General features: G+C 62.7%; 15 protein-coding genes. 8 read left to right on the top strand and 7 right to left on the bottom strand.

Annotated elements, in window-relative coordinates:
- Positions 1-5 precede the first annotated feature (5 nt).
- The 5 genes from ACOMD9_RS06500 to ACOMD9_RS06520 form a co-directional block, all read right to left on the bottom strand.
- On the bottom strand, positions 6-893 hold the full coding sequence (locus tag ACOMD9_RS06500) for an ABC transporter permease (RefSeq protein WP_421412920.1): 888 nt from the start codon (positions 891-893) through the stop codon (positions 6-8).
- Positions 877-2079, bottom strand: a complete 1203-nt coding sequence (locus ACOMD9_RS06505) for an ABC transporter ATP-binding protein (protein WP_421412922.1) — start codon at positions 2077-2079, stop codon at positions 877-879. Before ACOMD9_RS06505 ends, ACOMD9_RS06500 begins: the two co-directional genes overlap by 17 nt.
- Before the next feature lie 7 nt (positions 2080-2086).
- A complete protein-coding gene (locus ACOMD9_RS06510) occupies positions 2087-3202 on the bottom strand; it encodes an extracellular solute-binding protein (protein ID WP_421412924.1) in 1116 nt (371 codons plus the stop codon).
- A gap of 179 nt (positions 3203-3381) precedes the next feature.
- The gene (locus tag ACOMD9_RS06515) at positions 3382-4461 is read right to left on the bottom strand and encodes an NAD(P)-dependent alcohol dehydrogenase (RefSeq protein WP_421412925.1); all 1080 of its coding nucleotides are present in this window, start codon (positions 4459-4461) and stop codon (positions 3382-3384) included.
- Between the two features lie 154 nt (positions 4462-4615).
- Positions 4616-5182, bottom strand: coding sequence for an NnrU family protein (locus tag ACOMD9_RS06520; RefSeq protein ID WP_421412926.1), 567 nt, complete (start codon positions 5180-5182; stop codon positions 4616-4618).
- 168 nt (positions 5183-5350) lie between these two features.
- Between ACOMD9_RS06520 and ACOMD9_RS06525 the strand changes: the two genes are divergently transcribed.
- The 3 genes from ACOMD9_RS06525 (at position 5351) to ACOMD9_RS06535 (ending at position 8155) form a co-directional block, all read left to right on the top strand.
- A complete protein-coding gene (locus tag ACOMD9_RS06525) occupies positions 5351-5941 on the top strand; it encodes a gamma-glutamylcyclotransferase (protein WP_421412981.1) in 591 nt (196 codons plus the stop codon).
- A 26-nt stretch (positions 5942-5967) separates the two neighbouring features.
- On the top strand, positions 5968-7224 hold the full coding sequence (locus ACOMD9_RS06530) for a threonine ammonia-lyase (protein ID WP_421412928.1): 1257 nt from the start codon (positions 5968-5970) through the stop codon (positions 7222-7224).
- 148 nt (positions 7225-7372) lie between these two features.
- Positions 7373-8155, top strand: coding sequence for a TSUP family transporter (locus ACOMD9_RS06535; protein ID WP_421412930.1), 783 nt, complete (start codon positions 7373-7375; stop codon positions 8153-8155).
- A gap of 109 nt (positions 8156-8264) precedes the next feature.
- On the opposite strand, the gene ACOMD9_RS06540 is transcribed toward ACOMD9_RS06535, so the two are convergent.
- Positions 8265-9242: a GntR family transcriptional regulator gene (locus tag ACOMD9_RS06540; RefSeq protein WP_421412931.1), complete on the bottom strand. Its 978-nt coding sequence runs from the start codon at positions 9240-9242 to the stop codon at positions 8265-8267.
- A gap of 23 nt (positions 9243-9265) precedes the next feature.
- Positions 9266-10798 (bottom strand): UxaA family hydrolase, encoded by a 1533-nt coding sequence (locus tag ACOMD9_RS06545; protein WP_421412932.1) that lies wholly within the window; start codon positions 10796-10798, stop codon positions 9266-9268.
- 493 nt (positions 10799-11291) lie between these two features.
- Between ACOMD9_RS06545 and ACOMD9_RS06550 the strand changes: the two genes are divergently transcribed.
- From ACOMD9_RS06550 to ACOMD9_RS06570, 5 genes are all read left to right on the top strand, one after another.
- The gene (locus tag ACOMD9_RS06550; protein WP_421412933.1) at positions 11292-12257 is read left to right on the top strand and encodes a TAXI family TRAP transporter solute-binding subunit; all 966 of its coding nucleotides are present in this window, start codon (positions 11292-11294) and stop codon (positions 12255-12257) included.
- Positions 12258-12340: 83 nt separating this feature from the next.
- The gene (locus ACOMD9_RS06555) at positions 12341-14359 is read left to right on the top strand and encodes a TRAP transporter permease (RefSeq protein ID WP_421412934.1); all 2019 of its coding nucleotides are present in this window, start codon (positions 12341-12343) and stop codon (positions 14357-14359) included.
- 3 nt (positions 14360-14362) lie between these two features.
- The gene (locus ACOMD9_RS06560) at positions 14363-15289 is read left to right on the top strand and encodes an NAD(P)-dependent oxidoreductase (RefSeq protein ID WP_421412935.1); all 927 of its coding nucleotides are present in this window, start codon (positions 14363-14365) and stop codon (positions 15287-15289) included.
- Between the two features lie 56 nt (positions 15290-15345).
- Positions 15346-16332, top strand: a complete 987-nt coding sequence (gene araD1 / locus ACOMD9_RS06565; protein ID WP_421412937.1) for an AraD1 family protein — start codon at positions 15346-15348, stop codon at positions 16330-16332.
- A gap of 61 nt (positions 16333-16393) precedes the next feature.
- Positions 16394-17965 (top strand): aldehyde dehydrogenase (NADP(+)), encoded by a 1572-nt coding sequence (locus ACOMD9_RS06570; protein WP_421412939.1) that lies wholly within the window; start codon positions 16394-16396, stop codon positions 17963-17965.
- Positions 17966-18090: the final 125 nt, after the last annotated feature.

Consider the following 18090-nt stretch of genomic DNA (forward strand, 5'->3'; position numbering starts at 1 on the left):
CCCCTTCATCTCGCGATATCCCCCAGGCCCACCCTGAAGATCTTCATGACCAGCGACATGAAGCCGATGCACAGCACCAGCAGCAGGAAGGCATAGGCAGCGCCCTGGTTCCAGTTGCCGCCCTCGAAGAACCAGTTGTAGATGATCTGGGTGAACCAGCGACTGCCCGGCGAGCCGAGCAGGGCCGGCACCGCGTAGCTGCCCGCCGCCAGCATGAAGGTCATGATGCAGCCGGTGGCGATGCCCGGCTTGGCGTGGGGAATGACGATGCGCCGATGGGTCCGCACCGTCCCCGCCCCCAGGTCCCGGGCGGCCCGGACCTGGTTGTCGTCCAGGCTCTCGATGGCGTTGTAGACCGGGAAGACCATGAACAGGATATAGGCATAGACCATGCCGACCATCACCCCGCCATCGCCGCTGAGGAAGCGGATCGGCCGGTCGATCAGCCCCAGCATCATCAGCACCTCGTTGAGCGGCCCACGGAATGCCAGGATGATGAACCACGAGTAGGTACGCAGGATCTCGTTGATCCAGAAGGGGATGATCAGCAGCAGGATGCACAGCGCCGCCTGGCGTGGCGTGGCCACCTTGGCCAGGTACCAGGCCAGCGGGTAGCTCACCCCCAGGGTCAGCAGGGTGACCAGCACGCTCGACCACAGGGTCTTGAAGAAGATCGCCCGGTGGATGTCGTTGCTGAACAGGGTGGCATAGTTGGCCAGCGTCCAGCCGTCCTCGGGCCCACCCACCTGGGCCGGCAGCAGGTTGGGCCGCAGCGAGTAGTCGATCATCTGCAGCTGCGGCAGGGTGACCATCACGATCAGCCAGATGCCGAGCAGGGCGAGGATGGCCGCCGCCAGGGGCCCGCCGAACCGCGCCCTAAGCTGGCGGAACATGGGCCCCTCCCGCCGACGCGGCGCTTCGCTCGCTCTCCATCACCTCGCCGGTGGCCTGATCGACCAGCGGGCTGCCGTCGAACGGCAGCACCACCGCATCCGCCGGGTCGTAGCCGAAGGTGAGCTGCTGCCCGACCGTGAGCGACTCCGCCGACTGCCGCGAGACCTCGTGGCCGAGCTGTACCCGCAGCCTCTCGCCGGACGCCGTCAGGCGCGTCTCCAGCATCACCCAGGCCCCCTCGAAGTGCACCCCCTCGACCCTTGCCTCGAACCGGGGACCGGCGGCATCGGCGGCGACCGGACGCAGATGCTCCGGGCGCACGTAGAGCGCGACCCGTTCACCATTGCCCGGCCGAACGCCCTCCCCGGCATGCCCGCTCAGCTCGCCCAGTGCCCCGCCATCCAGGCGCAGCCGTCGGCCCTCGACATCGATCACCCGGGCCTCGAGGCGGTTGTTCTCGCCGACGAAGGCGGCCACGAAGCCGGTCGCCGGGGCACGGTAGAGGGTCATGGGGTCGGCCACCTGCTGGATGCGCCCCGCCGACATCACCGCCACCCGGTCGGACATGGTCAGCGCCTCGCCCTGATCGTGGGTGATATAGATGAAGGTGATGCCGGTCTTGCGCTGGATCGCCTTGAGCTCGGCGCGCATGTGCTGGCGCAGCTTGAGGTCCAGCGCCGAGAGCGGCTCGTCGAGGAGCAGCACCCGGGGCTCCACCGCCAGCGCCCGGGCGATGGCCACCCGCTGCTTCTGGCCACCGGAGAGCTCGGTGACCCGCTTCGGCCCGCTGCCCTCCAGGGCCACCAGCGCGAGCAGCCGCTCGGACACCTCGCGGCGCTGCTTCCTGCCGACCCCGCGCACCTCCAGGCCGAACTCGATGTTCTCGAACACCGTCATCAGCGGGAAGAGCGCCAGGTTCTGGAAGATCATCGCCGTGGGACGACGATTCACCGGCACGCCGGCCACGGGCTCGCCGCCGATGAACACCTGCCCCTCGCTGGGCACCAGGAAGCCACTGACGATATTGAGCAGGGTGGTCTTGCCGCAGCCCGAGGGGCCGAGGAAGCTGAAGAACTCCCCCGACCCGATCTCGAGGGTCGTCCTGTCGATGGCGGTGAAGTCGCCGAAGCGCATCACCACCTCCTCCAGCCTGACGCTGCCGTCCATGGTCGCCTCGCTGTCCATGCCGGCCTCAGGCGGAGAGATAGCGGTCCTGGTACTCGTTGCGCAGGGCCACGTACCAGGGCTCCTGGATCGGCCACCACCAGAGGTTGGCCAGGTCCTCCTCGGTGTAGGAGTCGGCGAAGAACTGGCGCGTCGTCTCGGGCAGCAGCTCGGTGGCCCCCTTGGCGGTGGAGTTGTAGCCGGTGGCCTCGACGAACATGGCACCGGCCTCGGGGGTGTAGTACCAGTTGATCAACTCGTAGACGGCGTCGGGGTTCTGCGCGTTCCTGGGAATCACGAAGCCCTCCATCCACGCCAGTGCGCCCTCCTTCGGTGCCCCGTAGGCGATGTCCTCGCCCTCCTGCTGCAGGCGGAAGGCGGTGGAGTCCCAGGTCTGGCCGATGATGGCGCCATTGGTGCGGAAGGCGGCCTGGGCCTCGTTCTCGGTGTCCCAGAACTGCACCAGCATCGACTTGTGCTTGGCCGCCTCCTCGACGATGACGTCGAAGTTGGCCCGCATCGCCTCCTCGCTCCGGTAGGAGTCGAGCAGCGGGAACGGCAGCCGGCCCTCGCGCTCCAGCCACAGGCCGATACCCACCAGCGCCGAGTGGCCGCGTACCGTCACGCCCTGCCCGTGCTCCGGGTTCCACAGGTCGGCATAGCTGAGGTCGGCACGCTCCACCTCGGCGAAACGGCGGTTCCAGGTGATCGCCTCGGTGCCCCAGTCGCTGGGGGCGAAGTAGCGCTTTCCGTCGACCACCCCGCCCACCTCGGATCCCTCGATGGCGCTGTCCAGCGCACCGCTCCAGTTGATCCGCGACTCGTCGAGCGGCTGGATGAGCTCGTAGTCGAGGTAGCCCGGCACCCGGTCCACGGTGGGCATGATGACGTCGAAGCCGCTGCCGTCGGCGGCGCGCAGCGAGTTCATCAGCTCGTCGTTGGTGCCATAGGGCGTGAAGGTGGCGCGAATGCCGGTCTTGTCGGTGAAGTCGGCCAGCATGGCGTCGGAGAAGTAGCCCGCCCAGGCATAGATTCGCAGGGTCTGCTCCTGGGCCAGGACCTTGTTGATGTAGAAGGACGGCACGGTGGCGGCCGCCCCGGCGGCCAGGGTGCCCTGCAGGAAACGGCGACGAGTGAACGACATGACGAGTTCTCCATGGTGGGTCAGGCACGGGGTCATCGGATCGCGTGGACTGGAGAGTGCCACCCGACCCTTGTCTCATGATTCCATGACGGCGGGATGAACATTGAATGGCCGTTCAATGCCGTTGAAATCAGAGTAGCACCCCGTGCCGAAAGCCCCAGTCGCCGTTTCAACGCTGGTCAGCTCGCCGAGATGGCCACCTTGAGCACGCCGTCGCGCTGGTGGGAGAAGAGGTCGTAGGCGTCGGCGATCCTCTCGAGCGGGTAGCGGTGCGTGACCATGGGGCCGAGGTCCAGGCGGCCCGACTCGATCACCTGCATCAGCCGGCGCATGCGCTCCTTGCCGCCGGGACACAGCGAGGTGACGATCCTGTGGTCGCCCAGCCCGGCGCAGAAGGCGTCCAGCGGAATGGTGAGGTTCTCGGAGTAGACCCCCAGGCTCGACAGGGTGCCGCCGGGCTTGAGCACCCGCAGCGCCGACTCGAAGGTCTGCTGCAGCCCCAGCGCCTCGATGGAGGCATCCACGCCGCGGCCGCCGGTGAGCCTGAGGATCTCCGACACCACATCGACCTTGCGGAAGTCCAGGGCGATATCGGCGCCCATCTGCCTGGCCATCGCGAGGCGTTCGTCGACGCCGTCCACGGCGATGATCAGCCCCGCCCCGCGCAGCCGCGCCCCGGCGGTGGCGCACAGCCCGATCGGTCCCTGGGCGAACACCGCCACCGTATCGCCGATCCGGATGCCGGCGGACTCGGCCCCGGCGAAGCCGGTGGACATGATGTCGGGACACATCAAGACCTGCTCGTCGGTGAGGCCATCCGGCACCGGCGAGAGGTTGGCCTGGGCGTCGGGCACCCGCAGGTACTCCGCCTGGGCGCCGTCGATGGTGTTGCCGAAGCGCCAGCCGCCCATGGGCTTGTAGCCGTGGGCGTGGTGGCCGCCGTCCTGGGCGCTGCAGCCATCCTGGCAGGCGTAGGAGGTGAAGCTCGGGCAGATCGCCCCGGCGATCACCCGCTGCCCCTCGGCATAGCCCCGCACGTTGGCGCCGAGCTTCTCGATCACCCCCACCGGCTCGTGGCCGATGGTCAGCCCCTTCTCCACCGGGTACTCCCCCTTGAGGATATGCACGTCGGTGCCGCAGATGGTGGTGGTGGTCACCCGGATCAGGGCCTCGTCGGGGCCGATCTCGGGGATCGGCTTGTCGTCGATCTCGATGCGCCCCGGTTCGACGAAGATCGCGGCTTTCATCATGGCAGGCATGGTCGTGGCTCCCTGTGGTCGGCGGGTCCTTGGAAAGGTGATGCGCTGCCCGCCACTATCCGCCAGGGACGGCAGCCGGCACATTGACATGGATCAAGATAGTCCAGACAACCGGCACGCGGCATCGCCGCCGGATATCCGGCGGGGCGCCGGCCTACATCACCGGCACGCCGGTGACCCACACATGCAGGTGGAAGGCGAACAGGTAGTAGGCGATCAGGCCGCCCACCACCGAGAGGGTGGTGCCCAGCATCCCGGGGGCGGCGGAGCTCGGGCGCGGCCGCCGGCGGGCGGCGCGGAAGTCGAACACCGCCCACAGCAGGAAGGCGCCGAAGAAGACGATGTCGCCCAGCCGGCCGTTGGCCAGCAGGTGGGAGAAGGCCCACAGCTTCACCGCGATGATCATGGGATGGCCCAGCCTGGCCTTGATATGGTTGCCCGGCACATAGGCGGCCACCAGCAGGATGAAGGCGGGAATCATCAGCAGCGACACGGCGTGGCGCAGCCCCACCGGCGGAAACCATACCCAGGTGGGGTCGAGGCGCATCTGACCATAGCCCCAGATCGCCAGGGCCAGGCCGACGACCGAGACCACCGAATAGATCGCCTTCCAGCGCATCTCCCCCAGGCGCCGGATCTGGGCGGCGCGCCAGTCGTCGGCGACGATACGCACCGAGTGCACGCCCAGGAAGATCAGCAGGCCGAGAATCATCACGGTCATGGCAGCAGGTCCTTTCATTGGTGGGGGTCGAGGAGAAGCAAGCAGAAACAGGGGGCAGCTTAGCCGCTGCCCCTGCCATCCACCAGCCTCGTCAGGACCGGGTTTCGACAAGTCTCGCCAGACATCGCATCATGGCAGACGGCCACCATGACAGGACGCAAGGACCCCATGACCCTCGACACCACCCGGCTCAACCGGCGCATGACCCACTTCGATGGCCATGACGAGATCTGGCTGTTCGGCTACGGCTCGCTGATCTGGAAGGCGGGCTTCCCCTTCCAGGAGCGCCGCCCGGCGCACATCCACGGCTGGGTGCGTCGCTTCTGGCAGGGGTCCCACGACCACCGCGGCACGCCGAAGGCGCCGGGGCGGGTCGCCACCCTGGTCCGCGAGCCGGGCGCCGTCTGCCACGGCATGGCCTATCGCATCACCCCCGAGGTACTGCGCCCCCTGGACGTGCGCGAGAAGAACGGCTACCTGCGCGAGGTCATCCGGCTCCATTTCGACGACGACCGGGTCGAGGAGGCGAGCGCCGAGGGGCTGGTCTACCTGGCCACCGAGGACAACGCCGCCTTTCTCGGCGACGCCCCGCTCGACACCATCGCCGAGCAGATCGCCATGGCACATGGCCCCAGCGGACCCAACCGCGACTACCTGCTCAACCTGGCCCAGGCCCTTCGCGAACTCGGTGTGGACGATCCCCACGTGTTCGCGCTGGCACGGCGGCTGCCCCACCCGGCGGACGTCCCCTGCCCCTGAACCACCACCATGGAGAGACCCCACCCATGACCGTGACCCTCGATGACGTACGCCACGCCGCCGACCGGATCCGGGGCAGCGTGGAGCGCACCCCCTGCCTGCACGCCACCACCCTCTCGCAGCTCACCGGCTGTGAGCTGTACCTCAAGTTCGAGAACCATCAGTTCACCGCCTCCTTCAAGGAGCGTGGCGCCCTCAACCACCTGCTGTCGCTCTCCGCCGAGGAGCGTGAACGCGGCGTCATCGCCATGTCCGCGGGCAACCACGCCCAGGCAGTGGCCTATCACGCCGCCCGGCTCGGCATCCACGCCACCATCGTCATGCCCCGGAACACCCCCAACCTCAAGGTACGCAACACCCGCGACTTCGGTGCCGAGGTGCATCTGGAAGGTGACGGTGTGGACGAGGCCGGCGCCTACGCCCGGCGCCTGGCCGAGGAGCGCGACCTGGTCTTCGTGCACCCCTACGACGACGAGCGCATCATCGCCGGCCAGGGCACCATCGCCCTGGAGATGCTCGAGGACGTGCCGGACCTGGAGTGCCTGGTGATACCCATCGGCGGCGGTGGCCTGATCGGCGGCAACGCCGTGGCGGCCAAGGCACTCCGGCCGGAGATCGAGGTGATCGGCGTGCAGACGCGGCGCTTTCCGGCCATGAAGCAGGCTCTCGCCGGCGAGGAGATCCACTGCGGCCTGGCCACCCTGGCCGAGGGCATCGCGGTGAAGCAGCCCGGCAAGCTGACCCTGCCCATCGTGCGCGAACTGGTCGGCGACATCGCCCTGGTGGACGAACCCGAGATCGAGCGCGCCATCCTGCTGCTGCTGGAGATCGAGAAGAGCGTGGCCGAGGGTGCCGGCGCCGCGGGCCTGGCCGCCCTGCTCACCGATCCCGAACGCTACCGGGGGCGCAAGGTGGGGCTGGTGCTGTGCGGCGGCAACATCGACATGCTGGCCCTCTCCTCGGTGATCCAGCGCGGGCTGGTGCGCACCGGGCGCATCGTGCGCGTGCGGGTCGGCATCCCCGACATGCCCGGCTCGCTGGCCGAGCTGACCCGCCTGCTCGCCGAGCAGCGCGCCAACGTCATCCAGATCGCCCACCAGCGCACCTTCACCGACCTCTCGCTGCGCGCCACCGAGGTCGAGGCCACCCTGGAGACCCTGGGCGGCGACCACACCCGCGAGGTGATCGAGGCGCTGCGCGCCGAGGGCTACGACCCGGTGCTGCCGGCCAACGAGGTTCACCCCGACGAGCGCCGGGCGAACGGGACGGCGGGGCATGACTGAGCCGCCCGGGCATCCTCCACCCACACGCTGAACCCACGACACGACAGGCATTCGATGCCGGACAGAGGCAGGGAACGCAGATGACCACGAGATCACCCCAACAGCATTCGGCCCACCGGCGTCGGCGCCATCCGCGGGTGTTGCGCTGATGGCGGGCCTGGAGTGGTACCAGCTCGCCATCATCGGCCTGGTCTTCGTCTGGAGTGGCTTCGTCAGGACCAGCCTGGGCTTCGGCGGGGCCGTGCTCTCCCTGCCCTTCCTGCTGCTGGTGCTCAACGAGCCGCTGGTGTTCCTGCCGATCATCGCCGTGCACCTGATGATCTTCTCGAGCTGGATCGCCTGGCGCGGCCACCGTCAACTGGTCGCGGCGAGCGAGGACGGCCAGCCGGCGAGCAGCAACATCGACTGGGCCTACCTGCTCAAGGCGATGAAGGTCATGATCATCCCCAAGCTGATCGGGGTCGTGGGCCTGCTGACGCTGCCGGGCAACATCATGACCAGCATCATCTTCGTGATCGTGCTGGTCTATGCGATCAGCTATGTGCTCGACAGGCCGTTTCGCAGCAACCACCGCTACGTGGACTACGCCCTGCTGGCGATGGGCGGCTACGTCAGCGGCACCTCGTTGATCGGCGCCCCGCTGATCGTCGCGGTGTTCGCCTCGCATGTCGCCGTCCACCAGCTACGCGACACCCTCTTCGTGCTCTGGTTCATCCTGGTGCTGATCAAGATGGTGTCATTCGTGATCGCCGGCGTGGACCTGCAGCTCATCCACCATCTCTGGCTGCTGCCCTGTGCCCTGGTCGGGCACCTGATCGGCGAACGCGCTCACCGCTACATGCTGGGCGGCAAGGCGAGTCTCTACTTCCGGGTCCTGGGGGCGGTACTGATCCTGGTCAGCGTGGTGGGGCTGCTCAACCCGGCGGGGTGAGACAGCATCGTGCCTGCTCGAATGGACACCACCCGGCGCACAAGGCCCGGATGATCGATGAATCCCGGAGGCTCGCAGCCAGGGAGCCCCTGGCGTCGCTCATCCGGGTTCACTTCTCCATCCACTGGATATAGCCGGGCACGTCAATGGCACCTTCTCTCCTGAAGATGTCCAGGCGCTCGATAACCTTCGATTCTGAACGATATAGATGCTCATCAAGCGCCCTGGCCGCATCATCAGGATTACGTTGGCGCATCCTGTCGAACACCCAGCGATGCTCGTCGAAGAACGGCTCTTCTTCTGGCAGGTCTATCGAGGAACCCAGAAGGTGCTTGCTGACCAGAAGGATGGGATGCGTCCTGCGCAGCATATTCATGATCTCGACATTCCCGCCCCTGCTCACCGCCTCATGATGCAGGTCGTTCTCCAGTTCATCCAGGAATGAGCTCTGTATATCAGGATAATTGGAAGCAGCCATGTCAAGCCTGCCGATGTAGTAGTCAAGCTCCTTATCGGAGATATTTCGGGAGGCGTGAGAAATCATGAATGGCTCGAGCTGACGCCTTGCCTCGTAAAGGTTGCTCAATCTCTCGTTGTTCAATGGAACGACTTTCCAGCCGGTATACTTCACCTTCTCGACGACACCTATCGACTGCAGGTACAGAAGTATCTGATGCGTTATGGTGCGACTGACATCCAGCTCCCTGGCGAGATTGAGTTCATTGAGCTCGAACTTTCCCTTCATCGAGCACAGCACCACGTCGCGCTCTACCCTGTCGGCAAAGACGCGCCACCGCTCGGACCTGACAATTCTCGAGACCTTGCCCTCCGGCGGGAAGTCGTCCTCGGTCAGGCTGCGCCGTATCACCTCACCGGGCCGGGATCCCACCAGATATCCCCTGCCCTCGAAGCGACATATGACGCCTTCATCATGAAGACGGCTCAAGGTCTCGCGAACCGGGGATCGGCTCACGCCGAAGAGCTCGGCAATATTCCCCTCCAGCAGCACCAGGCCAGGCTCCAATTGACGGGAATCTATGCCCTTCTTCAGGGTGGAGTACAGCTGATTCGCCAAGGTATTCGCCATGAGAAATCACCCGATAAATGAGATCAGGTTACGGCCCCGACCATCCATGGAACAAACTCGTTGTCCCCATATCCCAGCATCTCGCTGGCGCTCATGTCCCCTGAAGCAACGGCAATGATCATCTCGAACACCTGCTCTCCTACCTCCTCCAGGGTGGCATGCCCATCAACAATGAGACCACAGTTGATATCCATATCCTCCTTCATATTCTCATACATGGCGGTATTCGTCGCAAGCTTGATGCATGGCGTTGGCTTGTAACCGGATACCGAACCACGCCCGGTGGTAAAACAGACCACATTGGCTCCGGAAGCAATCTGTCCCGTAACTGAAACCGGATCATAACCTGGACTATCCATAAAATTGAAGCCAGGTTTCCTTTGGCGTTCCGCATACTCAAGAACGCCGTTCAGGCTGGAAGTACCGGCCTTGGCCACCGCGCCCAAGGACTTCTCGAGGATAGTCGTCAACCCCCCGGCCTTGTTGCCCGGCGTAGGGTTATTATTCAATTCAGCGCCATTCATCCTTGTGTACTCTTTCCACCAATCGATCCTCTCGAGCAACTTGCCGGCCACTTGACGATCGATTGATCGATTGATCAGGAGATGCTCTGCCCCATAGACCTCAGGTGTTTCCCCCAGGATCACACTACCCCCATGCTGGACGATCAGATCTGCAGCATAGCCAAGCGCCGGATTGGCCGTGATACCTGAATAACCATCGGAACCGCCACACTGCAGGGCAACAGAGAGGTGTTCAAGGGGTACATCCTCCCTTTGGGCAGGAGAATTCAGCTTCGCCATTTCGACAATCTTGTCAGTTGCCTTCTTGATACTGGAGCGAGTACCACCCGATTCTTGTATATTGAAATAGTAAAGACGCGACTCGTCCTCCAGGCCAGTCCTGTCAACCAGCCCCTTGACCTGATTGGTCTCGCACCCGAGGCCGATGATGAGCACAAAGGAAAAATTGGGATGCTGCGCATATCCGGCAATCACACGCTCGAGAAACTGATAGCCTTCGGTCTCGGTATTGATGGCACAACCGGAGCCATGCGTAATGGCCACCACGCCATCATATCCAAGGGACTTTAAAACGGGTGAAGAATCAAGAGCCTCCGCCGCGGCCTTTGCCACGGTTGCAGAACAGTTGACGGTGGACAAAATGCCGATGTAATTCCGGGTACCCACCCTGCCATCCTTTCTCTTGTACCCCTTGAAGGTCCTCTTACTGTCGAGAACTGGTGTCTTGGATGCGGGCTTGAAACCCTCCAGGGAAACGGACTGATCGATCATCGAAACATTATGCGTGTGCACATGCTCACCCACGCCAATGGCACGGCTCGCCAACCCAATGACCTGTCCATACTTGATCACGGGCTCTCCACAAGGGATCGGCTGCAGGCAAACCTTGTGTCCGGCAGGAACATTGTTCCGAGACAGGGTGCCATCGTTATCAATGGGAAATCCTTCGGGCAGTGGTCTCGTGACCACACCAACATTATCCTTCTGGCTAAGCCTGATGACAGGGGTAGCATCATTTATCAGTTTCATCATGACTCCAATAATTATTGTCCGGTAGCAACCGAGCAGCAGGCGTGATTGCCTGGCCAACCGAAACCGCCAGGCCTCCCCCTCCGTGCATGTCGATCGATACTGCCGGTGGACGCAGCAAGGAACGAGCATGCCGTTCACGCCAGGAGGCGCCGTCAGGCATGCCGCGTCGGCCATCTCGTGAAAGGGATATCTGGTTCATCCTGGCGCGGTGCCCCCGCTCGTTGTTGGATTCCCGCCTTTCATCCGCGCGGCGACACCGGTCGCTCGCCCACGGACCACTTACCATAAGACATTTAAATCAATAACTTACCCACATGACGCCGGGTAAGGCCGGGCACTGCCTGTCCTGCTCCCACAGATCGACAGTAGCAGAAAATGGATGTTGCACGCAATGTTCGTTTAGGCTAGCCTGACTTGGCCTGGCGGCCTCGCGCTCCACCAGTGACGCAGGCCAAGCCAGCAATAAGTACAAGCAAAGCCAGCGGAGAAAAGCATGAAAATCAATTTTTTACCGGCACTAGCATTGGCCATTCCTGTCTCCATTTCTGCCATTCCGGACGTGGCCGAGGCTCAGGATTTCATACGCATGGCCACGGGCGGCTCAGGCGGCAACTACTACCGCCTCGGCAGCGGCTTGGCATCGATCTGGAATGACGAGATCGATGGGGTCCGGGCATCCGTGCAGTCGACAGGTGGTACAGTGCAGAACCTGGAGCTGTTGGCGGGCAAGGAAGTCGAGATCGCCTATCTTGCGGGAAGCATCGGCAAGACGGCCTATGACAATGAAGGCAATTTTTCCGAACACCCCGAAGGGATGTACAAGGGTCTGCGCTCCATCGCTACCGTCTACTCCACCCCGGAATGGTTTGTCGTCATGGACTGGGCTTCAGATGTCGAGTCGGTAAGAGACATCCAGGGCAAGCGTGTGTCCGTCGGCATGATCGGTAGCCAGGCAGAAAACTGGTGGAAGACCATGATGGATCACCTCGGTTGGACTTATGACGATATCCAGGCCGAGTATACCCAGCATCAGGCCGCCATCGATCAGGTCAGGAACCGTCAGATCGATGTGGGGCTATGGTCGGATGCGCCAGGGTCTTCCAGCATCCAACAGATCATGGATACCGGCAATGCACGACTCCTGAACATGGACGAGGACATTGTACAATACTTCGATGAGAAAGGGCTGGATTTCCCATATACCATCCCGGCGAAATTCGTTCCTGGAAGTGATGAGCCACTGAAGACGTTTGCATCTCCCACCACCTTGGCAACGCATGAAGGCCTCTCGGAAGATGTTGTTTATGAAATGACAAAGGTCATGTTCGAAGAAAAACAGCGGTTGATTGAAGTACATCCGCTGGCAGAGCTGATGGTTGTAGAGGACGCCATCTCGGGCCTTCCATTCCCGCTGCACCCTGGAGCCGAAAGGTTCTACAAGGAACAAGGCATTCTTTGAGCAGTGAAAGGGGCCTGGCCGGCCCCTTATCCCGAGAATCTTAACGATGCTTGCTCATTGGCCGCAAGCTAGAAGGTGCTGATATGGTAAGCAACCGAAAACCCCCTCCACAGGATAAAGAAAAAGCGGAGTGGGAACAGCCAGACATTTCCGACACTGAACTCGATATAGAAAAAATCAGCAGCAATAGCGATACGGACAGTGGCACACGGAGCCTTGTCGGAAAGTGGGCATTACTGTTCACGCTAGTCGCAGTAGGTTCCTCGATCTTCCATTTCTATACCGCTGGCTATGCTCCATTGCCGGCGATGCAGCAGCGTCCCATACACCTTGCCCTGATGCTGTTCCTGTGTTTCCTTCTCATTCCGGCGACGAAACGGGGAGCAGGCAAGAATCCTACATTAGCCGACTTGATCCTGGCACTGGCTGCTGCTGGCACGAGTTACTATCTCGCATATAACTATGAGGCCATAGCAACACGGGGTGGCTTTGCCACGAGCCTTGATATCTATATGGGAGTCGTATTCTGCGTTCTGGTACTGGAGGCCTGTCGCCGTACCATGGGCTGGTTCCTGGTGCTGCTCTCCATTCTTTTCGTCAGCTACCTTTTCTTGGGGCCACACTTTCCCGGCATGCTCGCACACGGCGGATTCACCTTCACGCGAGTTGTGCAGCAGATGTACATGAGCACTGAGGGTATCTTCGGCATCGCCACGGCCGTTTCTGCCACTTACGTTTATCTTTTCATCTTGTTTGGTGCCTTTCTACAGAAGTCGGGGACGACTACCTTCTTTACCAACATCGCCTTCGCGGCGGCTGGCCACAGCCCCGGAGGTCCCGCCAAGGTATCCATCCTTGCCAGCGGCATGATGGGGATGATCCAGGGGTCATCCGCTGCCAATGTCGCATCGACGGGACTGTTCACCATCCCCCTGATGAAGAAGCTCGGCTTCAAGGGCTATTTTGCAGGCGCGGTCGAAGCGGTAGCATCCTGTGGCGGACAGTTCCTCCCCCCGGTGATGGGTGCATCGGCATTCATCATGGCGGAATACCTCCAGGTACCCTATAGCCAGGTTGCCCTGGGAGCACTGATTCCGGCCATTCTCTACTATGCGGCAGTCTATCTTCAGGTCCACTTCCGGGCGAAAAGGATGGGCATGGTGGGGATAAGTCGCAAGAACCTCCCCCAGGTGAAGGATGTCATCAAGAAGGACGGGCACCTGGTCCTGCCGCTTTTCATCCTGATCGGCATGTTGGTCCTCGGCTTCACAGCCTTGTTCGCGGCCTTCTTCTCTATCATTTCCGTCGTGGTCATCAGCTCCGTTCGTCGCCACAGCCGGATGGGGATCAAGGAGATCATCGATGCCCTCGAGATCGGTGCCCGGAACTCGATCAGCACCGCTGTTGCATGCGCTGCGGTGGGCTTCATCGTTGGTACGGTCGGCTTGACCGGCGTCGGACTCCTTTTCACTCAATCCATCATCGGTTTCGCGGATGGTGCACTGCTTCCCGCCCTGCTGCTTGCCGCTGCATGCTCACTGTTCCTGAGCTTTGGCCTGCCGACCACCTCGGTCTACATCATCACCGCCACGCTGGTGGCTCCCAGCCTGATCCAGATGGGAGTCTCCCCGCTCGTCGCCCACTTGTTCTGCTATTACTGGGGAGGCGTTTCGGCCATCACACCACCTGTCGCCCTGGCCGCCTATGTGGGGGCCGGTATCGCCGGTGCTCCCGTCATGAAAACGGGCTTCACCGCGATGAGGCTTGGCGTGGCCGCATACCTGGTCCCCTTCATCTTCGTCTACTGGCCATCCCTAGTGCTTTGGCAAACTGCTCCCATCGTCAACATCATGGTCGCCCTGGCGGGTGCCTCGGTTGCCGTGCTCTGCATCGGAGCGGTAGGGGAACGCTACATGCTTCGGCCATTGTCATGGTTCAAGATTTCACTCCTCGTTTTCTCCATCTTCCTTGTCCTGCATCCCTCTGCTGTAGCCAACCTGCTGGCCATCCTGGTCGTGGCATTCGTGCTGATCAGCGAATGGCGGGGCGTAATGGTAAAGAAAGCGAGCCTGGCAACCAGTAACCTGCCCATCAATCGATAGAACATGGAGCTTGAAATGAAAAAACCAAGAGTTGGATTCATCGGTCTCGGTCTCATGGGGCAGGGAATGGCGGAGAACATCCTGAACAAGGGCTTCCCGCTCACCGTCATGGCGCACAGGAACCGTTCTGTAGTGGATGACCTCTGTTCCAGGGGAGCCAGTGAAGTCACCACTCCTGCCGAGATGGCCAGGCACAATGACATTGTCATCATCTGCGTCGGCACTTCCGAGCAGGTTGAAAGCCTCGTGCTGGGTGAGGAAGGCCTTCTCTCGGGGGCACATGCCGGCCTGACCATTGTGGACTGCTCGACCTCACTTCCCTCCTCGACCCTCATGCTTAGCGAGAAGGCGAGCCAGGCCGGGGTCAAGATGATCGATGCACCGCTGGCCAGAACGCCGAAAGAGGCGCGGGAAGGTCGGCTTAACGTCATGGTCGGCGGTGACAGCGCCACTCTCGACAGGGTGCGCCCCGTGCTGGAAGCCTTTTCAGAGAACATATTCCACATCGGGCCGACGGGCTCGGCACACAAACTCAAGCTGATCAACAACTTCCTGGTCCTTGGCACATCGTCCCTGGTAGCGGAAGCCTCCGTCATGGCCGAGAAGCTGGGCGTCGATCACAAGGTGCTCCTTGAAGTATGTTCCAAGGGTGGTGCCAACAGCGCCATGCTGAATGCGATCATGCCCTGGGTGATCGACGCGGATGACAGCCGGATGCAGTTCAGTATCGGCAATGCCGCAAAGGACCTCAGGTATCTCAGGGAGGCATCAGACAATAGCGACATATTGACCAGGCTTCTCCCCACTGTACATGAGGCTTTCTCATCGGCCGAGGATGAACTCGGCTCGGGAGAAACCATCCCGAAGATCTTCGATAGCTTCTGCAAAATCAACGACATTGATATCACGACAATCAGAAACCAGAAGTAACATCGGGTCGTCTTGACTATCCTGAATTTCTGGACAGGCACACAAGGTTGAACAACATGCGATTGATCCAATGCCATCATGAGGGAGACACCAGGGCCGCACTGGTGGATGACTCACGCAGCGTCAGGCTGCTGGATGCCGACACCTACACCCTCGCTAGGCGCAGCATTTCTTCCGGCAAGCCTCTCGAACAGGTCATCGAGGCCGCTGTCACCGAGACTGTTCTGGACTACCAGCGGCTGATTGATGAACGCTGCCTGCTGCCTCCGCTCAGTCATCCCGATCCTGCGCATTGCCTGGTCACCGGCACCGGTCTCACGCACCTGGGTAGTGCCGGTACCCGCTCGGCAATGCACGCCAAGGTCCAGGATGAGGCGACCGAGCTCACCGATTCCATGCGGATGTTCAAGATGGGGGTCGAGGGGGGCAAGCCAAGTGATAACGAGCCCGGTGCACAACCGGAGTGGTTCTACAAGGGTGACGGCAGTTGCGTCGTGCCCCCTGAAGCGGCCTTACCGGTACCGGAATTCGCCAAGGATGCCGGCGAGGAACCCGAACTGGCCGGCTTGTATGTCATCGGCGATGACGGCCAACCCTGGCGGGTCGGCTACGCCATCGGCAACGAGTTCTCGGACCATGTCACTGAACGCTACAACTACCTGTGGCTGGCGCACTCCAAGCTGCGTGCCTGCAGCTTCGGGCCAGAGCTCTGGATCGGTGACCTTCCCGAGCAGCTGGAAGGCACCAGCCGGATCATCCGGGACGGTACCACACTGTGGGAGAAACCCTTCCTGACGGGTGAAGCCAATATGGCACACAGCCTGGCCAACCTTGAATACCATCATTTCAAGTATCCGAGCTTCCGTCGGCCAGGCGATGTTCATGTTCATTTCTTCGGCACAGCGACCCTGAGTTTCGCTGACGGCATTCAGACCCGTGAAGGGGATTGCTTCGAGATCGACCTTCCCGTCTTCGGTCGACCGCTCCGCAATCCGTTGCATTTCGAAAGCCAATCGCCTTACGTCACCGTCTCCGCCCTCTAGCGGCTTACACAATTTTACGACTTCATGGCCCATTCGGTGTGGGCAAGCTCAGGTGTGAATAATGATATTGACTGGAAACTTGCTGATAGGAAGAGCGTCAGTTCCCGGCACACAAGCGGAAATTCGTGCCATCAATCCGGCCACCGGCGAGTCACTCGATCCGCCGTACCATGGGGGCAGCACGAGTGATGCTTCCCGGGCATGCGAACTTGCCGAGGCTGCCTTCCCGTTCTATCGCGAGACATCACTCGAGGAACGAGCGACATTTCTCGACACCATCGCATCACAGATAGAGGCCCTTGGTGATGCACTGATCGAGCGTGCCATGGCCGAGACCGGCCTGCCTCGGTTGCGCCTGGAGGGCGAGCGTGCGCGAACCTGTGGCCAGTTGCGGCTCTTCGCCGGAGTCGTGAGAAGCGGCGAGTGGCTCGATGTCCGGATCGACCCGGCCCTGCCCGAACGAACACCGATGCCGCGTGCTGACCTGCGCCAGCGCCATGTGGCACTCGGCCCCGTGGCGGTATTCGGCGCCAGCAACTTCCCGCTGGCCTTCTCGGTGGCCGGTGGTGACACTGCCTCGGCGCTCGCCGCCGGCTGCCCCGTGGTGGTCAAGGGCCATTCCGCGCACCCCGGCACTTCCGAACTGGTGGGACGTGCCGTGCAGAAGGCCGTCGCCGAGTGCGGCCTGCCGGAGGGCGTGTTCTCGCTACTCTTCGGTTCGGGCAGGGTCGTGGGCCAGGCACTCGTCGCCGACCCGCGCATTCAGGCGGTGGGCTTTACCGGTTCGCGTAGCGGTGGCCTGGCACTGATGGCCACCGCCCAGGCGCGTCCCCAGCCGATCCCTGTCTACGCCGAGATGAGCTCCATCAACCCGGTATTCCTGATGCCGGAGGCCTTGCAGGGGCGCGGGAAGGAGATCGCGGAGGGTTTCGTCGCCTCTCTCGGCATGGGTGCCGGACAATTCTGCACCAACCCGGGCCTCGTGGTCGGCATCCGGGGCGAGGCGCTGGACATCTTCATCGAGGCCGCGGCCGAGGCGGTCAAGGGCAGTTCCGCCCAGACCATGCTCACTCCCGGCATTCACGGCGCCTATCGGGACGGCATCGGCCAGCTGGCCGGGGAGGCCCGCGAGATTGCCCGCGGTCAGGCGGGCTCCGGGCCCTGCCAGTGCCAGGCCACGCTGTTCGCCACGACCGCCGCCGACTTCCTGGGCAGCGAGGCGCTTCAGGCCGAGGTGTTCGGTGCCTCTTCCCTGGTCATCGAGTGCAGTGATGCGGCCGAGATGCGCGCCGTTGCCGCGGCCCTGGAAGGCCAGCTCACCGCCACCCTGCAGATGGATGACGGCGACCTGGAGGCCAGCCGTCTGCTCCTGCCGATACTCGAGCGCAAGGCGGGCCGGATCCTGGCCAATGGATGGCCGACCGGTGTCGAGGTGTGTCACGCCATGGTGCACGGGGGCCCCTTCCCCGCCACGTCGGACAGTCGTACCACCTCGGTAGGCAGCGCAGCGATACATCGCTTCCTGCGTCCTGTCTGCTACCAGGGGCTTCCCGGGGATCTCCTGCCCGAGGCTCTCAGGGATGACAACCCGCTGGGGGTGAGGCGCCTGGTGGACGGCAAGCGGGAGGCCTGAACCCGATGCAGTCCGGCCGGGGACGCTGGCCATTCGACGCGCATTGCGCGGTCGAACTCATGTGCCGGAGTCGACTGCAACGACAGCCGGCCACTGGCCAGCGGCACGGGAGGACATGGGGGCCG

Origin of the sequence: Halomonas terrestris, assembly GCF_049166755.1 — a bacterium.
Lineage (GTDB): Bacteria > Pseudomonadota > Gammaproteobacteria > Pseudomonadales > Halomonadaceae > Halomonas.